The organism is Archangium gephyra (assembly GCF_049060025.1).
In the GTDB taxonomy this organism is placed as follows: Bacteria; Myxococcota; Myxococcia; order Myxococcales; family Myxococcaceae; genus Archangium; species Archangium gephyra_A.
The window spans coordinates 2,644,169-2,663,398 of sequence record NZ_JBMEQQ010000002.1; the positions used below are offsets into that span (position 1 = coordinate 2,644,169).

General features: G+C 65.3%; 13 protein-coding genes, 5 tRNA genes and 2 pseudogenes. All 20 read right to left on the reverse strand.

The window, feature by feature from the left end:
* Positions 1-214 precede the first annotated feature (214 nt).
* The 20 genes and pseudogenes from rpoC to ACN28I_RS11475 all read right to left on the reverse strand — a co-directional run bounded on the left by rpoC (position 215) and on the right by ACN28I_RS11475 (position 19,114).
* On the reverse strand, positions 215-4,435 hold the full coding sequence (gene rpoC, locus ACN28I_RS11380) for a DNA-directed RNA polymerase subunit beta' (protein ID WP_420942078.1): 4,221 nt from the start codon (positions 4,433-4,435) through the stop codon (positions 215-217).
* Positions 4,436-4,539: 104 nt separating this feature from the next.
* A pseudogene (rpoB, locus tag ACN28I_RS11385) lies at positions 4,540-8,778 on the reverse strand (DNA-directed RNA polymerase subunit beta).
* Positions 8,779-8,960: 182 nt separating this feature from the next.
* Positions 8,961-9,335, reverse strand: coding sequence for a 50S ribosomal protein L7/L12 (gene rplL, locus ACN28I_RS11390; RefSeq protein WP_420942079.1), 375 nt, complete (start codon positions 9,333-9,335; stop codon positions 8,961-8,963).
* Between the two features lie 87 nt (positions 9,336-9,422).
* Positions 9,423-9,942: pseudogene (gene rplJ / locus ACN28I_RS11395) on the reverse strand (50S ribosomal protein L10).
* A gap of 414 nt (positions 9,943-10,356) precedes the next feature.
* Positions 10,357-11,070, reverse strand: coding sequence for a 50S ribosomal protein L1 (gene rplA, locus ACN28I_RS11400; protein ID WP_420942080.1), 714 nt, complete (start codon positions 11,068-11,070; stop codon positions 10,357-10,359).
* A 39-nt stretch (positions 11,071-11,109) separates the two neighbouring features.
* Complete coding sequence (gene rplK / locus ACN28I_RS11405) at positions 11,110-11,553, reverse strand: 50S ribosomal protein L11 (protein WP_420942081.1); 444 nt, start codon at positions 11,551-11,553, stop codon at positions 11,110-11,112.
* Positions 11,554-11,655: 102 nt separating this feature from the next.
* On the reverse strand, positions 11,656-12,198 hold the full coding sequence (nusG, locus tag ACN28I_RS11410; protein ID WP_257459029.1) for a transcription termination/antitermination protein NusG: 543 nt from the start codon (positions 12,196-12,198) through the stop codon (positions 11,656-11,658).
* The gene (gene secE, locus ACN28I_RS11415; RefSeq protein WP_420942082.1) at positions 12,198-12,641 is read right to left on the reverse strand and encodes a preprotein translocase subunit SecE; all 444 of its coding nucleotides are present in this window, start codon (positions 12,639-12,641) and stop codon (positions 12,198-12,200) included. Before secE ends, nusG begins: the two co-directional genes overlap by 1 nt.
* Before the next feature lie 86 nt (positions 12,642-12,727).
* Positions 12,728-12,803: transfer RNA gene (locus tag ACN28I_RS11420), tRNA-Trp, on the reverse strand.
* Positions 12,804-12,830: 27 nt separating this feature from the next.
* On the reverse strand, positions 12,831-12,995 hold the full coding sequence (rpmG, locus tag ACN28I_RS11425) for a 50S ribosomal protein L33 (RefSeq protein ID WP_108076707.1): 165 nt from the start codon (positions 12,993-12,995) through the stop codon (positions 12,831-12,833).
* Positions 12,996-13,092: 97 nt separating this feature from the next.
* A complete protein-coding gene (gene tuf, locus ACN28I_RS11430; protein WP_420940614.1) occupies positions 13,093-14,283 on the reverse strand; it encodes an elongation factor Tu in 1,191 nt (396 codons plus the stop codon).
* A gap of 19 nt (positions 14,284-14,302) precedes the next feature.
* Positions 14,303-14,378, reverse strand: a tRNA-Thr gene (locus tag ACN28I_RS11435).
* A gap of 21 nt (positions 14,379-14,399) precedes the next feature.
* Positions 14,400-14,475 (reverse strand) — tRNA-Gly (locus ACN28I_RS11440).
* An 8-nt stretch (positions 14,476-14,483) separates the two neighbouring features.
* Positions 14,484-14,567: transfer RNA gene (locus ACN28I_RS11445), tRNA-Tyr, on the reverse strand.
* Between the two features lie 82 nt (positions 14,568-14,649).
* Positions 14,650-14,722: transfer RNA gene (locus ACN28I_RS11450), tRNA-Thr, on the reverse strand.
* A 128-nt stretch (positions 14,723-14,850) separates the two neighbouring features.
* Positions 14,851-15,714, reverse strand: coding sequence for a 23S rRNA (guanosine(2251)-2'-O)-methyltransferase RlmB (gene rlmB / locus ACN28I_RS11455; RefSeq protein WP_420948622.1), 864 nt, complete (start codon positions 15,712-15,714; stop codon positions 14,851-14,853).
* Positions 15,715-15,720: 6 nt separating this feature from the next.
* Entirely contained in the window at positions 15,721-16,173 is a 453-nt protein-coding gene (locus ACN28I_RS11460) for a hypothetical protein (protein ID WP_420942083.1), read from the reverse strand.
* Between the two features lie 72 nt (positions 16,174-16,245).
* On the reverse strand, positions 16,246-17,208 hold the full coding sequence (locus ACN28I_RS11465) for a RimK family alpha-L-glutamate ligase (RefSeq protein ID WP_420942084.1): 963 nt from the start codon (positions 17,206-17,208) through the stop codon (positions 16,246-16,248).
* Between the two features lie 65 nt (positions 17,209-17,273).
* Positions 17,274-18,596 (reverse strand): adventurous gliding motility lipoprotein CglB, encoded by a 1,323-nt coding sequence (gene cglB / locus ACN28I_RS11470; protein ID WP_420942085.1) that lies wholly within the window; start codon positions 18,594-18,596, stop codon positions 17,274-17,276.
* 125 nt (positions 18,597-18,721) lie between these two features.
* Positions 18,722-19,114 (reverse strand): hypothetical protein, encoded by a 393-nt coding sequence (locus ACN28I_RS11475; RefSeq protein ID WP_420942086.1) that lies wholly within the window; start codon positions 19,112-19,114, stop codon positions 18,722-18,724.
* Positions 19,115-19,230 lie beyond the last annotated feature (116 nt).

The window sequence follows — 19,230 nt, forward strand, 5'->3', positions numbered from 1 at the left end:
TTGAAGGAAACGCCACCCACGCTCGCCCGCCTGCTCCCGCCGTCCACTGCCGGATGCTCGCCCGGGGACCCCGGGTCGACCTCCATGGTTCTCTCCGGCTTAGTTGACCGACGCGTCACCCGTCAAGCTGTGAAACCGTAAAGAGCCGAAAACGAAAACCGCCACCCCGGAGGACCGGAGTGGCGGTGGGAGACTTCAGGACCCGGGGTGCGGACTAGGCGGCACCCGTGGTCTGGGAGCCCTCGGGCCGGCCGCCGGTGGGCGGGAGGCTCGGGGAGATGTCGTCGCCGAGACCGGCGGCCAGGGCGGCCTCCATGTCGGCGATCTCGTCGGCCTGACTCTCCACCTCGATGTCGAGATACTTGTAGTTGGGCAGACCGGTACCGGCGGGGATGAGCCGGCCCATGATGACGTTCTCCTTGAGGCCGCGCAGGTAGTCCACCTTGCCGTTGATGGCGGCCTCGGTGAGCACCTTGGTGGTCTCCTGGAAGGAGGACGCCGAGATGAACGACTCGGTGGAGAGCGAGGCCTTGGTGATGCCGAGCAGCAGCGGCTCGCCGACGGCGGGACGCTGATCCTTGGCCATGACCTTCTCGTTCTCCTCCTCGAACACGTACTTCTCGACCTGCTCGTCGACGAGGAAGCTGGTGTCGCCCACGTCGGTGACGCGCACGCGGCGGAGCATCTGCCGGACGATCACCTCGATGTGCTTGTCGTTGATCTTCACGCCCTGGAGCCGGTAGACCTCCTGCACCTCATCCACGAGGTAGGCCGCCAGCGCCTTCTCACCGAGCACCTTGAGGATGTCGTGCGGGTTGGCCGAGCCCTCCATCAGCGCCTCGCCGGCCTTGACGCGGTCACCGGCGTGCACGTTGATGTTCTTGCCCTTGGAGATCAGGTACTCCTTGGCCAGGTCGGTGCGCAGCTCGCCGGCCACCTCGGGGGTGAGGATGAGCTTGCGCTTGCCCTTGGTGTCCTTGCCGAAGGACACCACGCCGTCGATCTCCGCGATGGCCGCGGCATCCTTGGGCTTGCGCGCCTCGAAGAGCTCGGCCACGCGGGGCAGACCGCCCGTGATGTCCTTGGTCTTCGTGGTCTCGCGAGGCACCTTGGCGATGACCTCACCCGCGTGGATCTCATCGCCGTCGTTGACGGTGATGATGGAGCCCTGGGGCAGGAAGTAGCTCGCCGGAGCCTTGGAGGAGATGAGGTTCTTGGTGTTGCCCTCCTCATCGCGCAGGGTGATGCGCGGACGCGCCTCGGGATCCTTGGACTCGACGACCGTCTTACGGCTGAGGCCGGTCACCTCGTCCAGCGACTCGTTCATCGTGACGCCTTCGATGATGTCCTCGAAGCGCACGGTGCCGCCCACCTCGGTGAGCAGAGGAATCGCGAACGGGTCCCACTCGGCCAGCAGGGTGCCGGCCTCGAGCTTCTGGCCCTCCTTCACGAGGATGCGGGCGCCGTAGATGACCTGGTAGCGCTCGCGCTCGCGGCCGGTCTCGTCGACGATGACGAGCTCGCCGTTGCGGTTCATGGCGACCAGGCTGCCGTCCTTCTTCTGAACCGTGGCGAGGCCGGAGAACTTCACCGTGCCCGCGTTGCGGTTCTCGAGGCTGGACTGCTCGGCGCGCCGCGTCGCCGCACCACCGATGTGGAAGGTGCGCATCGTGAGCTGGGTACCCGGCTCACCGATGGACTGCGCCGCGATGACGCCGACGGCCTCGCCCACGGACACCTTGCGGCCACGGGCCAGATCACGGCCGTAGCACTCCACGCAGATGCCGCGCTTGGCCTGGCAGGTGAGCACCGAGCGGATCTTCACCTTGTCGAGACCGCTGTTCTCGATGCGCTTGACGCGATCCTCGTCGATCTCCTCGTTGGCGCGCACGAGCACGTCGTTCGTCACCGGGTCGAGGATGTCATCGAGGGCCACGCGGCCCAGGATGCGCTCGCCGAGCGGCTCGATGATCTCGCCGCCCTCGACGAGGGCGCCGATGAACAGACCGTCCATGGTGCCGCAGTCGTACTCGTTGATGATGGCGTCCTGCGCCACGTCGACGAGACGGCGGGTGAGGTAACCGGAGTTGGCCGTCTTGAGGGCCGTGTCCGCGAGACCCTTACGGGCGCCGTGGGTGGAGATGAAGTACTGGAGCACCGAGAGGCCTTCACGGAAGTTGGCCGTGATGGGGGTCTCGATGATTTCACCGGACGGCTTGGCCATCAGGCCGCGCATACCGGCCAGCTGACGGATCTGCTGGGCGGAGCCGCGGGCACCGGAGTCGGCCATGATGTAGATGGGGTTGAACGACGGCTGCTTGCGCACCTCGCGCTTGCCGTCCTTCTCGCCCACGGCCTCGTCCTGGGAGATCTGCTGCATCATCTCGGCGGCCACCTTCTCGGTGATCTCCGCCCAGATATCGATGACCTTGTTGTAGCGCTCGCCGTCGGTGATCAGACCCTCGAGGTACTGGTTCTCGATCTCCGCCACTTCCTTGCGCGCGAAGTCCAGGAACTCCTGCTTCTTGGCAGGAATGATCATGTCCTTGAGCGCGATGGAGATGCCGGCGCGGGTGGCGTTGGTGTAGCCGAGCGACCGGATGCGGTCGGCCAGCAGCACCGTCTCCTTCTCACCGGTGAGGCGGTAGCAGAGGTCGATCAGGCCACCGAGCGACTTCTTGTCGAGCACCTTGTTGATGGCGTCGAAGCCCACCTTGCGCGGCACGATGTCCCAGAGGAGGACGCGGCCGACGGTGGTCTCCTTGCGCTTGCCCAGGATGCGGCAGACGACCTTGGCCTGGAGGTGCACCTCGCCGTGATCGTACGCGGCGCGCACCTCGTCGGGCGAGGAGAACACACGGCCCTCGCCGTGAGCGAACTCGCGGGCGCGGGTCATGTAGTAGATGCCGAGCACCATGTCCTGCGTGGGGACGATGATGGGCTTGCCGTTGGCGGGGCTGAGGATGTTGTTGGTGGACATCATCAGCACGCGGGCCTCCATCTGAGCCTCGATGGAGAGCGGCACGTGGACGGCCATCTGGTCACCGTCGAAGTCCGCGTTGAAGGCGGCGCACACCAGCGGGTGGAGCTGGATGGCCTTGCCCTCGATGAGCACGGGCTCGAAGGCCTGCATGCCGAGGCGGTGCAGGGTCGGGGCGCGGTTGAGGAGGACCGGGTGCTCGCGGATGACGTCCTCGAGGATGTCCCAAACCTCGGGACGCTCCTTCTCCACCATCTTCTTGGCGCTCTTGATGGTGGTGACGTAGCCCTTCTCTTCGAGCTTGTTGTAGATGAACGGCTTGAAGAGCTCGAGCGCCATGATCTTCGGCAGGCCGCACTGGTGCAGGCGCAGCTCGGGACCGACCACGATGACGGAGCGGCCGGAGTAGTCCACGCGCTTGCCGAGCAGGTTCTGACGGAACCGGCCCTGCTTGCCCTTGAGCATGTCGGAGAGGGACTTCAGCGGCCGCTTGTTGGGGCCGGTGATCGTCTTGCCGCGGCGGCCGTTGTCGAACAGCGCGTCGACGGCCTCCTGGAGCATCCGCTTCTCGTTGCGGATGATGATGTCAGGGGCGTTGAGCTCCTGCAGCCGCTTGAGGCGGTTGTTGCGGTTGATGACGCGGCGGTACAGGTCGTTGAGGTCCGACGTGGCGAAGCGGCCACCGTCCAGGGGGACGAGCGGACGCAGGTCGGGCGGGATGACGGGGATGACGTCGAGCATCATCCACTCCGGCTTGTTGCCGGACATCCGGAAGGCCTCGGCGACCTTGAGGCGCTTGGCGTACTTCTTCTTCTTGGCCTCCGAGTTGGTCTCGCGCATGTCGCGGCGGAGATCCTCGGACAGCCGGTTCACGTCGATCGACTTGAGCAGCTCGCGGACGGCCTCGCCACCCATGCCGGCGGAGAAGGACTCCTCACCGTGCTCCTCGTAGAGCCGGTGGAGCTTCTCCTCGCTGACGAGCTCGCCGCGCTGCAGCGGCGTCGCCTTGGGGTCGATGATGATGTAGCTCTCGCAGTAGAGAACCTTCTCGAGCTCCTTGAGCGTGATGTCGAGCAGGTTGCCGATGCGCGAGGGCAGCGACTTGAGGAACCAGATGTGCGCCACGGGCGTGGCGAGCGTGATGTGGCCCAGGCGCTCACGGCGCACCTTGGACTGGATGACCTCCACACCGCACTTCTCGCACACGACGCCACGGTGCTTCATGCGCTTGTACTTGCCGCAGTTGCACTCGTAGTCCTTCACCGGTCCGAAGATGCGGGCGCAGAACAGGCCGTCCCGCTCCGGCTTGAAGGTGCGGTAGTTGATCGTCTCCGGCTTCTTGACCTCGCCGTGAGACCACTGCCGGATCTTGTCCGGCGACGCCAGCGCGATGCGGATGGCGTTGAACGAGAGCGGATCCTTCGGCTTCTCGAAGAAGTTGAAAATGTCCTTCACGGTGCCTCCGAATTTCTTCTGAGCGCGTGAGCGCGAATTCGTTTCGCCTGGCCGCCAGCGCCCGCCCGCTGAGGGAGCGGGCGCCGGGGGTCAAGCACGCTGGACTAGGCCTCGGTACCGGTCTTCACCCGGTCCTCGCCATCGCCACCACCACCACCACCGCCGAAGTCTCCCGAGAAGGAGCGCTGGCGCTCGGGGGGAGCGCTCTCCAGCAGCTCGACGTCGAGCGCGAGCGACTGGAAGCTCCTTGAGGAGCACGTTGAACGACTCGGGCAGACCGGACTCGAGGACGTTGTCGCCCTTGACGATCGCCTCGTACATGCGCGTGCGGCCCACCACGTCGTCGGACTTGACGGTGAGGAACTCCTGAAGCGTGTACGCCGCGCCGTAGGCCTCCATCGCCCACACTTCCATCTCTCCCAGACGCTGGCCGCCGAACTGGGCCTTGCCGCCCAGGGGCTGCTGCGTGACGAGCGAGTAGGGCCCGATGGAACGGGCGTGGATCTTCTCGTCCACCAGGTGGTGCAGCTTGAGGATGTACATGACGCCGACGGTGACGTTCTGGTCGAACGGCTCACCGGTGCGGCCGTCGAAGAGCACCATCTGGCCGGTACGCGGCAGGCGGGCCTCGTCGAACAGGGAGTGGATCTCCGTCTCGCGCGCGCCGTCGAACACCGGCGTGGCGACATGGATGCCCCGCTTGAGGCGGCTGCACAGGCTCCGAACCTCGTCATCGGACAGGGTGTCCACGAACTCGCCGAAGGCCTTGTCGTCGTAGACGGTCTTCACCTGCTTCTTGAGGTTCTCGCCGCTGTAGTTCTCCTCGATGTAGCGCTGCAACTGCTCGCCCACACCCTTGGCGGCCCAGCCCAGGTGCGTCTCGAGGATCTGCCCGATGTTCATGCGCGAGGGCACGCCCAGCGGGTTGAGCACGATGTCCACCGGACGCCCGTCCTCGAGGTACGGCAGGTCCTCCTCGGGGAGGATGCGGGAGACGACGCCCTTGTTACCGTGGCGGCCGGCCATCTTGTCGCCCACGGCCAGCTTGCGCTTGATGGCGACGTACACCTTCACCATCTTGATGACGCCCGGCGGAGCTCATCGCCCTTCTTGATGCGGGCGATCTTCTCGCCGAAGGCCAGCTTCACGGCCTCGGTCGTCTCCTCCAGGTTGCGGAGGATGTCGCGCAGCTTGCCGTCGAGCGGATCGCCGACGGAGATCTCCGTCCAGTACTTGTACGGGACGGTGGCCAGCAGCTCGTCGGAGACGATGTCCCCCTTCTTCAGGAGGATCTTGCCCTTGTCGTCCACGAGCTTGCCCTGGATCTCCTTGCCGCGGAGCATGAGACGCAGGCGGCCGTAGGCGCTGTCGCGCAGGACCTTGATCTCGTCGTTCTGGTCCTTGAGGAGCTTGGCCTCCTCCATGGACTCGATCTGCTTGGCGCGCTCGTCCTTCTCGACGCCCTTGCGGCTGAACACCTTGGCGTTGATGACGGTGCCCACCACGCCGGGGGGCACGCGCAGCGAGCTGTCGCGCACGTCGCCGGCCTTCTCACCGAAGATGGCGCGCAGCAGCTTCTCCTCGGGGGAGAGCTGGGTCTCGCCCTTCGGAGTGATCTTGCCCACGAGCACGTCGCCAGGCTTCACCTCGGCGCCGATGCGGATGATGCCGCTCTCGTCGAGGTCCTTGAGGGCCTCCTCACCCACGTTCGGGATGTCGCGGGTGATCTCCTCCTTGCCGAGCTTGGTATCGCGCGCGATGCACTCGAACTCCTCGATGTGGATGGACGTGAAGACGTCCTCCTTGAGGATGCGCTCGGAGATGAGGATGGAGTCCTCGAAGTTGTAGCCCTGCCACGGCATGAACGCGACGACGACGTTCTGGCCCAGCGCGAGCTCGCCGGTCTCGGTCGCGGGACCGTCGGCGATCACGTCACCCTTCCGCACCCGGTCGCCCTTGCGGACGATGGGCTTCTGGTTGAGGCACGTGTTCTGGTTGGAGCGCTGGTACTTCAGGAGGTTGTAGATGTCGACCTCGCTGGAGATGTCGAACGCGCCCGTAGCGGAGTCCGCCTTCACGACGATGCGGCTGGCGTCCACGCTCTCCACGATGCCGTCGCGCCGGGCCACGCAGGTGACGCCGGAGTCGCGGGCGACGATCGCCTCGATGCCGGTGCCCACGAGCGGAGCGGCGGTGCGCAGCAGCGGAACGGCCTGGCGCTGCATGTTCGAGCCCATGAGGGCGCGGTTGGCGTCGTCGTTCTCGAGGAACGGGATGAGGGAGGCGGCCACCGACACGAGCTGGTTCGGGGACACGTCCATCAGGTCCACTTCCTCGGCCTTGGCCTGGACGAACTCACCGCCGCGGCGAGAGGACACGAGGGCGTTGACGAACTTGCCCTTCTTGTCGGTCTCGGCGTTGGCCTGGGCGATCGTGTGCTTCTCCTCCTCGAGCGCGGAGTAGAAGGCCACGTCACCGGTGACCGAGCCGGCCTCCACCTTCTTGTACGGCGTCTCGACGAAGCCGAACTCGTTGACACGAGCGAAGGTGGACAGCGACGCGATGAGGCCGATGTTCGGACCTTCCGGCGTCTCGATGGGGCAGATGCGGCCGTAGTGCGTCGGGTGCACGTCGCGCACCTCGAAGCCCGCGCGCTCGCGGGTGAGGCCGCCGGGCCCGAGGGCGGACAGACGCCGCTTGTGCGTGACCTCGGACAGGGGGTTCGTCTGGTCCATGAACTGCGACAGCTGGCTGGACCCGAAGAACTCCTTGATGACCGCCGTCACGGGCTTGGCGTTGATCAGATCGTGCGGCATGAGCGTCTCGATCTCCTGGAGGCTCATGCGCTCCTTGATCGCCCGCTCCATGCGCACCAGACCGATGCGGTACTGGTTCTCCAGCAGCTCGCCCACCGCGCGCACACGGCGGTTGCCGAGGTGATCGATGTCGTCGATCACACCCTTGCCGTTCTTGAGGTCCACCAGGTAGCGGATGACCTCGAGGATGTCGCGCTTGGTGAGGATCTGCCCGTCGAGCGGCTCCTCGAGGCCGAACTTGAAGTTCAGCTTGAGGCGGCCGACCTTGGACAGGTCGTAGCGCTCGGGGTTGAAGAAGAGGTTGCTGAACAGGTTGGTGGCCGTCTCCGGCGTCGGGGGATCACCCGGGCGCAGGCGGCGGTAGATCTCCATGATCGCCTGCTCGGGCGACTCGATCTTGTCCAGCATCAACGTCTCACGCAGGTAGGGACCCACGTTGAGGTTGTCGATGAAGAGGACCTTGAACTCCTTGATGTCGCGCTTGAGGAGTTCGTCGATCTTCTCCTGCGAGACTTCCTCGTTGCACTCGAGGATGACCTCGCCGGTGTTCTCGTCCACCACGTCGTAGGCGGACACCTTGGTGAAGAGCTCGTCCGCGTCGATCGGGAGCGTCTTCATCTTGGCCGCCTCGAGCTTCTTGATGGCGGCGCGGGTGAACTTGCGGTTCTTCTTGACGATGACGTCGCCCGTCTTCGTCTTGATGTCGCGCGTGGCGCGCTGACCGGGCAGCAGCTCCAGCTCCACCGACTTCTCGAAGTCGGTGTTGCTCTGGAGGTAGATGGTCTCCGTGGCGTAGTAGTAGTTGAGGATCTCCTCGGTGGAGCCACGGAACTCCAGCGGGTTCTTCTTGGCGGTGTCGGCCACCGCGCCCAGGGCGCGGATGAGCACCGTGGCCGGCAGCTTGCGGCGCCGGTCGATGCGGACGTACAGGATGTCCTTGTGGTCGAACTCGAAGTCGATCCACGAGCCGCGGTACGGGATGATGCGGGCGTTGTAGAGCAACTTGCCAGACGAGTGGCTCTTGCCCTTGTCGTGGTCGAAGAAGGCACCCGGGCTGCGGTGCAGTTGGCTGACCACCACGCGCTCGGTCCCGTTGATGATGAAGGTGCCGTTCTGGGTCATCAGCGGGATTTCGCCGAAGTAGACCTCCTGCTCCTTCACATCGCGGATGGACTGGGCGCCAGTCTCCTCGTCCTTGTCCCATACGACCAGGCGCACGACGACCTTGATGGGTGCCGAGTAGGTCATGCCACGCTGGTGGCACTCATCCACGTCGTACTTGGGCTTTTCGAGGTGATAGCTGACGAACTCGAGCGAGGACGTCTCGTTGAAGTCCCGGATGGGGAAAACCGACTTGAAAACTCCCTGAAGCCCGATGTCCTCACGCTTCTCCGGCGGGATGTCAGCCTGGAGGAACTTCTCGTAGGACTGCTTCTGGATATTGATGAGGTTGGGAATGTCGATGGTCTTCGCGATCTTCGCGAAGGTCTTCCGCACTCGGAAGTTGTTCTGGATCTGCGTCGGCATTCGAACTCCGGGGCGAGCAATCTCTGGCGGGGCGAGATTGGGTAACGCGCAGCGGCAGCGGAAAATTTAGAGATACGGAAAGGGCAAAGCCGGCGCACCCCTTCCGGGCACGCCGGCCTGCTCATCCGGTCAGGAAGCGGCGGGAATTTTCCGAAACCCGTCGCCTACCTGAGAAACAACAACTACTTGATGTCGACCTTGGCGCCAGCCGCGGTGAGCTGGTCCTTGATCTTCTTGGCGTCGTCCTTGTTGACGCCCTCCTTCACGGTCTTCGGGGCGCCCTCGACCAGGTCCTTGGCCTCCTTCAGGCCCAGGCCGGTGATGGCGCGGATCTCCTTGATGACGTTGATCTTGTTCGCGCCGGCGTCGGCGAGGATGACGTTGAACTCCGTCTTCTCCTCGACCGGGGCGGCGGCGGCAGCGGCGGGGCCAGCGGCCACGGCAACGGCGGCGGCGGAGACGCCCCACTTGCTCTCGAGCTGCTTCACGAGCTCGGCGGCCTCCATCACCGTCAGGGTGGAGAGCTGGTCAACAATCGAATTCAGGTCAGCGGCCATTGTCAATGTCCTTCTTGTTCTAGCGGCCTGCCTCCGCACGCGGAGGAAAAGGCCAGAGGTTTGCGGTGGGCTTGCTACTGGGGGCTATTACTGGGGCTGCTTGTCCACGTTCGCCTGGAGCACGCGGGCCAGCTGGGAGCCGGGGGCCGCGATGGTGCGAACGAGCTTGCCGGCAGGCTGGTTGAGCATGCCGAGCAGCTGGGCGCGGAAGCTCGGTCAGACCGGGCATCTTCGCCAGGGCCTTCACGCCCTCGACGTCGACGCGGCGGCCCTGCACGGACGCGCTGCGGACCTTGATGGTCTCCAGGTCCTTGATGAAGTCCACGAGGATCTTCGCCGGAGCCACGACATCGTCGTAGCTGATGGCGATGGCCACGGGCCCCACGAAGTCCTCGGCGATGACCTCCACCGGGGTACCCTTCGCGGCGCGCTTGGCCAGCGTGTTCTTCAGGACCTTGTAGTCCACCTTGCCGTCGCGGAACTTCTTGCGCAGCTTGGTCACGGTCTCCACGTTCAGCTTGGAGAACTCCGCGACCACGGCAGTCTGAGCCCTCGAGAACTTCTCGTTGAGCTCCTTGATCAGTTCTTCCTTCTCGCTCTTGATCACTTGGTTTCACCTCCTTACGACACCCACCCGAAGGCGGGCTGGATTACCTGGGCCACGCAAGTGGCAGAGCGAGAGGAGCCCCGGAAGGCACCACACCGCACCTCCAGTCTCGGCAGGGCGACTTTTCGAGTCGTTTGAACCCTGGGTGGTCTTCGTGGCTCCGACCGGTTGTCCGGTTGCCAACGGAGGGCACGAGTCCCACCCCGGATCCCTGCTGTCTGGGACCAGGGATGTTTGAAGCGCGCCGTCTCATCGACGTGGCGCTTCAATTGCAGAAGCCGGGGCGCTATACCCGCGGCTTCGCGAAACGTCCAGCAAATTATGACTGCGGGCGTCAATCAGACGACGAAGGGGGCCCTCCAGATGAGAGGCCCCCCTCCGTCTGAACCGACGATTCCCCTGCCCTACTTCTGACTACCGGTGGCGGGCGAGGATCTCGTTGGTGTCGATCTTGATGCCCGGGCTCATGGTGGCGGAGATGGCCACGCCCTTGAGGTAGACGCCCTTGGCGGTGGCCGGCTTGAGCTTCATCACCAGGTCCACCAGGGTGTTGAAGTTCTCGGCGAGCTTCTCCGGGGTGAAGGAGGCCTTGCCGACCTTGACGTGGACGATACCGGCCTTCTCGGCGCGGAACTCCACCTTACCGCCCTTGGCGTCGCGGACGGCCTTGGCCACGTCCATGGTCACCGTGCCCACCTTCGGGTTGGGCATGAGGCCACGGGGACCGAGCACCTTACCGAGGCGGCCGACCACACCCATCATGTCCGGGGTGGCGATGACGGTGTCGAAATCGAGGAAGCCGCCCTCGATGCGCTTGGCCAGCTCGTCGGCGCCCACCACGTCGGCGCCGGCACCCTCGGCCTCGGTGGCACGCTCGCCCTTGGCGAACACGGCCACGCGAACCGTGGCGCCCGTGCCGTGCGGGAGGACCACGGCGCCACGGACCATCTGGTCCGCGTGCTTCGGGTCCACGCCGAGGTTGAGCGCCACCTCGACAGTCTGATCGAACTTGGTCCCGCGAAGGGCCGCGGTCTCCTTCAGGAGCGCGAAGCCATCGGCGACGGTGTAGCGCTTGTTGCGGTCCACCTTCGCGACGGACGCGCGGAACTTCTTACCGGTCTGAGGCATGTGAAATATCCTGTTTCAGAAGGGGTGGAGGTGGAGGGTTCAGACGACTTCGATGCCCATGGAGCGCGCGGTGCCAGCGATGGTGCGCTTGGCGGCGTCCAGAGAACCGGCGGTCGTGTCCTCGATCTTCTTCTTGGCGATCTCCTCGAGCTGCTTCTCGGTGATCTGCCCCACCTTCTCCTTGCCCGGCTTCTTGGCGCCCGAGCCCTTCTTCTTCTCGGTGTGCAGGCCCGCCGCCTTCTTGATGAGAACGGCCGCGGGAGGCGTCTTCAGGATGAAGGTGAAGGAGCGATCCGCATACACGGTGATGATGACCGGGATGATCAGGCCTTCCTTGGCCTCCGCCTGGGTCTTGGCGTTGAACTGCTTGCAGAACTCCATGATGTTCACGCCCTGCTGACCGAGCGCGGGGCCGATCGGAGGAGCGGGGTTCGCCTTACCGGCGGGAATCTGCAGCTTGACCTGTCCTGTGACCTTCTTCATTTGCTGAGGACTGCCTTTCGAGACGGTGGTTCCAACGGGCCGCTTGACGGGCGGCCCTCCCACCCTGGGTATCCCCGAGCGCTCGCGCGCTGGGGAAGACTGCTAGCCGGTGGTCTTCTCCACCTGCATGAAATCGAGCTCCACCGGGGTGGCGCGGCCGAAGATGCTCACGAGCACCTTCACGCGGCCCTTCTCGGCGTTGACCTCTTCCACCGTGCCATTGAAGTTGGCAAAGGGGCCGTCGATGACGCGGACGGTGTCGCCGTCGGAGAACTGCACCTTCGGCTTGGGCTTGAGCGTACCCTCGGAGATCTGCGAGGTGAGCCGGGCCACTTCCTTGTCGGAGATGGGCGTGGGCTGCTCGTTCTGGGCCGCACCGGGGAAACCGGTGATCTTGGGCGTGTTCTTCACCAGGTGCCAGGAGCGGTCATTGAGCTCCATCTGCACGAAGATGTAGCCCGGGAAGAACTTGCGCCGGGACGTCTTCTTCTCGCCCTTCACCATCTCGACGACCTGTTCCATCGGAATCAGGATTTCGCCGAACAGCTCCTGCAACCCCTCGAGACGGATCCGCTCTTCCAGGCTCTTCTTCGCCTGGTTCTCGAAGTTCGAGTAGGTGTGGACCACGTACCATTTCATCGCCATTACAACTTCCCCCAGATGGCGGGTATCCACTCAACCATAAGGTTGTAGGCGAGGGTGTCGATGCAGAAGAGGAGCACGGCCGCCACGACGGAGGCGACGATGACCGCCACGGTCGACGCCTTGGTCTCCGCCCAGGAAGGCCAGGTGACCTTCATCAGCTCGGAGGCGACCTCGAGCGAGAGGGCGTGAGTCCTGGGGTACATGTAGACGCCCACCACGAGCCCCGCGGCGAGCAGGAAGCCCACCAGGGTGGAGACCTTCCAGTCGACACCGTCGATGATGACGGGGTCGCTCCAGCCGGCCCGGGCCCAGATGAGGCCACAGACGTGCTCGAGGAAGAGCGCGAAGATGAGACCCGCGATGAGGAAGAAGATGACCACGAGCCGCTTCGGGTCCATCCCCGAACGGTTCGCCTGCTGGCTGGCCTCGGATGCCGCTGCCATGATTCCTCGCTGACTGAGTACTGCCTGATCCCGGAAACACAGGGACCCCCGGTACGTGGGTACCGAGGGTCCCTGCAACTAACAACTGGCAGGCCAGGAGGGATTCGAACCCCCAACACGCGGATTTGGAGACCGCTGCTCTACCGTTGGAGCTACTGGCCTAAAGAACACCCGACCACAACAGCCGAACTAGACCTTACCTTCCTTATGGACGGTATGCTTCCGGTCGCGGGGGCAGAACTTGCTCAACTCGAGCTTGTCCTGGCTCTTCCGCTTGTTCTTGGTGGTGTAGTAGTTCCGCTCCTTGCACACCGTGCACTCGAGCGAGATGATGCTGCGATTACCCTTGGGCATGACTTGAACTCGATAAGCACGAGGGGAAAGCCGTTTATCACAGCTCCCCCCTCGGGGTTAACCACCTGTTGGGACGGGCAGGAAGCCCGTCAGCCAACTAGGCGATGATCTCGGCCACGACGCCGGCGCCCACGGTACGGCCACCCTCGCGAACAGCGAAGCGCAGCTCCTTCTCCATGGCCACAGGGGTGATCAGCTCCACCTCGATGGCGATGTTGTCGCCAGGCATCACCATCTCGACGTTGTCGGGCAGCTTCACCGTGCCCGTCACGTCCGTGGTGCGGAAGTAGAACTGCGGGCGGTAGCCCTTGAAGAACGGGGTGTGACGGCCACCCTCTTCCTTCGAGAGCACGTAGATCTGCGCCTTGAACTTGGTGTGCGGCGTGATGCTGCCCGGCTTGGAGAGCACCTGGCCACGCTCGAGGTCCTCACGCTTGAGGCCGCGCAGCAGCGCGCCGATGTTGTCGCCCGCGCGGCCCTCGTCCAGCAGCTTGCGGAACATCTCGACGCCCGTGACGACCGTCTTCTGCGTGGGGCGGATACCGACAATCTCGATTTCCTCGCCCACCTTGATGATGCCGCGCTCGACGCGGCCGGTGGCCACCGTACCGCGGCCGGCGATGGAGAACACGTCCTCCACCGGCATCAGGAAGGGCTTGTCCGTCGCGCGCTGCGGGGTGGGGATGTAGCTGTCCACCGCCTCCATCAGCTTGAGGATGGCCGGCTCGCCGATGTCCGAGGTGTCACCCTCGAGCGCCTTGAGGGCCGAGCCCGGGACGATGGGGATGGTGTCGCCCGGGAAGTCGTACTTCTTGAGCAGGTCGCGGACTTCCATCTCCACGAGTTCACGCAGCTCGGGGTCGTCCAGCATGTCGACCTTGTTCAGGAAGACCACGATGTAAGGGACGCCGACCTGGCGGGCGAGCAGGATGTGCTCGCGCGTCTGGGGCATCGGGCCGTCGGCGGCCGACACCACGAGGATGGCGCCGTCCATCTGCGCCGCGCCCGTGATCATGTTCTTCACGTAGTCGGCGTGGCCGGGGCAATCGACGTGGGCGTAGTGACGATTCTTCGTCTTGTACTCCACGTGCGCGGTCGAGATGGTGATGCCGCGCTCGCGCTCCTCGGGAGCCTTGTCGATCATGTCGTACGCGAGGAAGGTCGCGCCGCCGGTCTTCGCCAGCACCTTGGTGATGGCCGCCGTGAGGGACGTCTTGCCGTGGTCAACGTGGCCAATGGTGCCGATGTTGACGTGCGGCAAGCTTCTGTCGAACTTTTCCTTGGACATAACGCTCCCCGAAAAAAAATGGAGCCCTGAACCAGGATTGAACTGGTGACCTCATCCTTACCAAGGATGCGCTCTGCCAACTGAGCTATCAGGGCTTGTACCTGCGACTACAACACTGGAGCGGGAAATGGGACTCGAACCCACGACATTCAGCTTGGAAGGCTGACGCTCTACCAACTGAGCTATTCCCGCGATGCGGATGGAGGGGGTTGGATTCGAACCAACGAAGGCGTAGAGCCGGCAGATTTACAGTCTGCTCCCTTTGGCCACTTGGGTACCCCTCCGCAACGCTGTCCTCAACTACCGTGAAATCACTGTTCTTCCTACTGCTTTTTTGCCCCGGGCCCTCATCCGCGGCCCCGTGCTGGCCGGCGGCGGGATTTGAACCCGCGACCTACTGATTACAAATCAGGTGCTCTACCAACTGAGCTACACCGGCATCCATCACTCCGGCTGCGTCCCCTACCCGCCCGTCCCACCGACCGGAACCGCCAACCGCCCGTCCCGTCGAGGCGCGCCCTTTTAGAAGTCCCTGCCGTTCAAGTCAAGCGGTTTGATCCGGACGGTTCAACTCCCGGCACCGGGACGAGCCGTCCCCCGCTGCCGAGCGGCCTCGTATAGCAGAATCGCCGCTGAAACGGACGCATTCAGGGAACCGACCTGACCGAGCATCGGAATCCCGAGGCGGAAGTCACAGTGCTCCAGCACCCCCTGGCGCACGCCTGCTCCCTCGGCCCCCACCACCAGGGCCAATGGCCCGTCCAGCCGGGCGCTCCACAGGGGCTGGGTCGAATGGGGATCCGCCGCGGCGATCCACACCCCGGCCTCCTTCAGCTCCTCCAGGGTCCGCGAGAGATTGACCACCCGCGCGACGGGACAGTGCTCCACTGCCCCCGCGGAAGCCTTGGCCACCACCCCCGTCACCGGCACCGCCCGGTCCTTGGCGATGACCACTCCGTGCGCCCCCATCGCATGCGCCGAGCGGATGATGGCCCCGAAGTTGTGCGGATCCTGGATGCCGTCCAGCACCACCAGCAGCGGAGGCCGCCCGCTCTTCTCGGCCGCCTCCAGTAGATCCTCCAGCTCCGCGTATTCGAAGCCCCGCAGCTCGGCCACCACGCCCTGGTGCACCCCCCCATCGGCCATGGCCGCCAGCCGCTCCCGGGGCACCCGCTCCACCCGGATGCCCGCGTCCCTCGCGCGGCTGAAAATCTCCGCCGCCGCCTTCGCGGCGAGCTGCCCCTCCGTGACGAAGAGGCGCTCCACCCGCTCCGCGTGCGCTCGCAAGGACTCGAGCACCGGGTTCACCCCGTAGACGTAGCGCTGCTCGCTCCGCTCCCGCTCTCCGACGCGCTCGCGCCCTCCCCCACGCTCCCCGCGCTGCTCCCCACGCTCCCCGCGCTCACTGCCCCTGGACGATCGCTGGCGCACCACGGACTAGAGGACCTCGACGGGCAGGGAGAACGTCTTCTGCTGACGGGCGCACAGGCTCTCCGTGCAGATGAAGAAGGTCAGCTTCGCCTCCAGCGTGCCCTTGCCGGCCGCCGTGGCCTTGAACGGCACCTCGAAGCGGGGATCCACGAACTGCTGCCCCGCCGCCTTCTTGGCCACCGAGTCCTTGAGCGCCAGCTTCTCCTGCGCGGGAGCGAGCTGCGTGCCCCCCTTGAGCTCCAGCTTCAGCGGCGCCTCATCGGACACGTGGGCCCCCGCCTTGCTCTTGATGGACAGCACGAACACGCCCTGCTCCCCCGCCTTCACCTGGGTGGAGGTGCCCTCCGTGCTCACCTCATAGAGGGTGGCCGGATCCACCTGCCCCTCGGCGAGGACCTGGGTGCTGGCAAGGGCCACCAGCGCGGCGGCCAGGGAAGTGATGCGTCGCAAGTGCAGCATGGTTCGTTCTCCTCACGGAAAAGCGGGGGCACCCTATCACCGACCCTCCGACGTCCGGGGACCTCTTTCTGTTCACACCTCGCCCGCGGAGGCCTTGGGCGTCCGCTTGCGCTTCGACGGGCCCCCGGGCTGCGGCTCCGGCAGTCCCACCCTCGGACCTCCGGCCACCAGCTCCTCGGCGCGCTGAATGATGATGTCCGCCAGGTCCAGCCCCGTGGCCGCCTCCATCTCAGGAAGCGCCGGTGAGCTGTTCACCTCGAACACCTTGGGGTGCCCCTCCTGCACGTCCAGCAGGTCCACCGCCGCCACCTCCAACCCCACCAGCGTGGCCGTCCGCTCCGCCGCCTTCCGCTGGGACTCCGTCAGCTCGATGCGCTCCAGCCGGGCTCCCCGGTTGAGCGTGTAGGACATCCGGCCGAACCTCGGACGGCGCCGCACCGCCGCCACCGCCCGGCCTCCCACCACCACCACCCGCACGTCCTGCCCCTTGTTCTGCACGTACTGCTGCATGACCAGGTTGTGCCCCAGCCCGAGGATGGCCTCGAGCGCCGCCTCCAAGGACTGGAGGCTCTCGCACACCATCACCCCGTGCTTCTCCTGGCCCTGTAGCAGCTTCACCAGCACCGGCACGCCGCCCACCAGGCCCACCATGGCCTTCAGGTCCGCGGCGTCACGCGCCATCACCGTCGCCGGGATGTCGATGCCGTGCGCCGACAACAACTGCAGCGAGCGCATCTTGTTGCGGGACTCGGCGATGGCCCGCGCCGTGTTCACCAGTGGAACCCCACACATGGCGAACTGGTTCACCACCGCCAGGCCGTAGTTGCTGATGGACTGCGCGATGCGCGGGATGACCACGTCGCACGGGGACAGCTTCCGGCGCCGGTAGTAGAGGTTGGCGCGCTGCCCATCCAGGTGCATCTCCACCCGGACCGGGTTGAGCACACGCACCTGGTGCCCTCTCGCGCGTCCGGCCTCGACCAGACGCTTGGTGGATGAAATGGAGGCGGAGCGCGAGAGGATGGTGATCTTCATGGGCGGCCAGGGAGGGCGCCGGAGACATAGCCCCGGCCCCTCACCACGTAAAGCCGCCCCGAAGGCTACCGCTGCTGAACGGCGCGAACCTCGATGCTCACCGGGTTCGCCGACGTGGAGGCATTGATGCGCTCACACGTGGAGCCCGTGAAGCGCAGGCCCCCGGCCGTCAGGGTCCAGGTGTCCGCACCCGGAGAGAGGCGCTCCTTGTTGACGTAGACCACCACCAGCTCCTGCGAGGTGGGCGCCTGGCCGGCAGCGAAGGTCAGCAGGCAGGGATCCGTCTCCTGGATGGTCTCGCTGATGGCCCGCAGCGCCGCCGCCAGCTCGTCCGCGTTGGCCGCCTGGTAGAAACGGCGGCCGCACAGGCCCCTGGCCGTATCGCACGTGTCACCCGTGCCGCAGTCCGCGTTCACCTTGCAGGTACGCGAGAAGCCACCCTCCTGGGCCATGGCGTTGAGCACGTCCGTGCCCGCTCCGGTGGCCAGCTCCGCGCCGAAGCCGACGACGATCGTCTGGATCTCCGCCTTCTTCAGCGCCTTCACCGCATCCACCGAGCCCGTATTGTCGAGGCAGCCCAGCTTGTCGTACGGATCGTACGAGCACAGGGACGTGCCGCTCAGGGTGCCCAGCGTGCAGGAGCAGCTCGCGTTCGGGTAGGGAGTCGGGAATTGCCCGTTGCAGTTGGGAAGGCCGTCCGTCAGCAGCAGCACGAAGTTGGAGCGGGCATCCGTCTTCAGCTCCGGCAGCGAGAGCATGTACTGGAGGCTCTCGTTGGTGGGCGTACCGCCCACGGGCTTCTGGACGCCCGGAGTGGACGAGGTGTTCTTGATCGCCTGCAGCTTGCTGTTCACTTCCGCGGCATTGGCCGCGAGCGTGGCCGCGTCATCCGAGTCCGTGGTCGGCAGAGGGACGGTGAGTCCGGTCGTGCCACCACAATTGTAGGCATTGCCCGACTTCAGGTCCGGGTAGGTGGCCAGTCCGATGCGCGCAATGGAGCCGCTGCTGGTGAGGAAGGAACCCATCGCATGCTGCAGCGAAGTCCAACGCGTGGGGCACCTGCCCGGGGCCGCGCCGCCCGTGTCGCACGGGAAGGCATCGCTCATGCCGCAAATCTCACCGGTGGACGTGCCACCCCGCCGGCACACGTACACCCCCGACGAATCCCGAAGATTCTCGTTCACCGGGAGCGTCATCGAACCGGACGTGTCCACCAGCATCATCAGGTTCGGCTTGGCATTGCGTGCCCGGATGTCGCGCGTCTCCGTCGTCTGCGAGATGGCCAGCGGCTCCACCGGCTCGAAGTCATACGTCTGGCAACCGGTGGCCAGTACACCACCAATGGTGCCCAACACGAGGGCCCTCAGGAGAGTCAGCTTGGCGCGCATAAATTTAGAATCGCTCCTCGGAATCACGCGCGGGATCCCCCCGCGCTCACCAGGGTCCGGCCCCGAAAGCGCACCGAGGATACCCTCTCCCGCGCACCCTCGGCCAGCGCCAATCCAGTGCCTACCTAGAGGGCAAGGGTGCGTGCACCTGCCGTCAGCCTCCACAACGACGCCAATCCCATCACCTCGTCCAGCGTCCCCTTCAGCTCGTCAGGCGCGTATCCGCAGATTCTTACCGTGGTGTCGCACGCCACCAGCTTCGCTCCCAGTGCCCGCGCCTCCTCCAGCATCCGCGCCGGCACCGGCACCCCCAACCCCTCCGCCCTCGCACTCTCCGACAACTCCTTCTCCGTGTGCGGCAGGCCGAAGCTCCCCCTCACCAACGCCCGCAGGGCATCGAAGGCGAAGACGAAATACACCTCGTCCCCCATCGCCGCCGCGGTGATTCCCATCGAGGCGGCCTGGAACGCGGGCTCATACGTGGCGTGCTGTAGGAAGAAGAAGACGCGGCCGGCCATAAGGCGCGCGACAATACAAGAATCCACTTTCAGCAAAAGGCACTCGGGGTGCGTCGAATCCACCCCGCTCTCCGGCCTATAAACGGGCTCCCTTGATGTCCATACGAGGGAGCTTC

What these genes read in the sequence shown, in the direction of transcription:
- ACN28I_RS11460 (WP_420942083.1), bottom strand. Translation starts at nt 16,173, where the DNA reads ATGCTGCACTTGCGACGCATCACTTCCCTGGCCGCCGCGCTGGTGGCC.
- ACN28I_RS11465 (WP_420942084.1), bottom strand. Translation starts at nt 17,208, where the DNA reads ATGAAGATCACCATCCTCTCGCGCTCCGCCTCCATTTCATCCACCAAG.
- rplK (WP_420942081.1), bottom strand. Translation starts at nt 11,553, where the DNA reads ATGAAGAAGGTCACAGGACAGGTCAAGCTGCAGATTCCCGCCGGTAAG.
- rpmG (WP_108076707.1), bottom strand. Translation starts at nt 12,995, where the DNA reads ATGCCCAAGGGTAATCGCAGCATCATCTCGCTCGAGTGCACGGTGTGC.
- tuf (WP_420940614.1), bottom strand. Translation starts at nt 14,283, where the DNA reads ATGTCCAAGGAAAAGTTCGACAGAAGCTTGCCGCACGTCAACATCGGC.
- secE (WP_420942082.1), bottom strand. Translation starts at nt 12,641, where the DNA reads ATGGCAGCGGCATCCGAGGCCAGCCAGCAGGCGAACCGTTCGGGGATG.
- ACN28I_RS11475 (WP_420942086.1), bottom strand. Translation starts at nt 19,114, where the DNA reads ATGGCCGGCCGCGTCTTCTTCTTCCTACAGCACGCCACGTATGAGCCC.
- rplL (WP_420942079.1), bottom strand. Translation starts at nt 9,335, where the DNA reads ATGGCCGCTGACCTGAATTCGATTGTTGACCAGCTCTCCACCCTGACG.
- cglB (WP_420942085.1), bottom strand. Translation starts at nt 18,596, where the DNA reads ATGCGCGCCAAGCTGACTCTCCTGAGGGCCCTCGTGTTGGGCACCATT.
- nusG (WP_257459029.1), bottom strand. Translation starts at nt 12,198, where the DNA reads ATGGCGATGAAATGGTACGTGGTCCACACCTACTCGAACTTCGAGAAC.
- rplA (WP_420942080.1), bottom strand. Translation starts at nt 11,070, where the DNA reads ATGCCTCAGACCGGTAAGAAGTTCCGCGCGTCCGTCGCGAAGGTGGAC.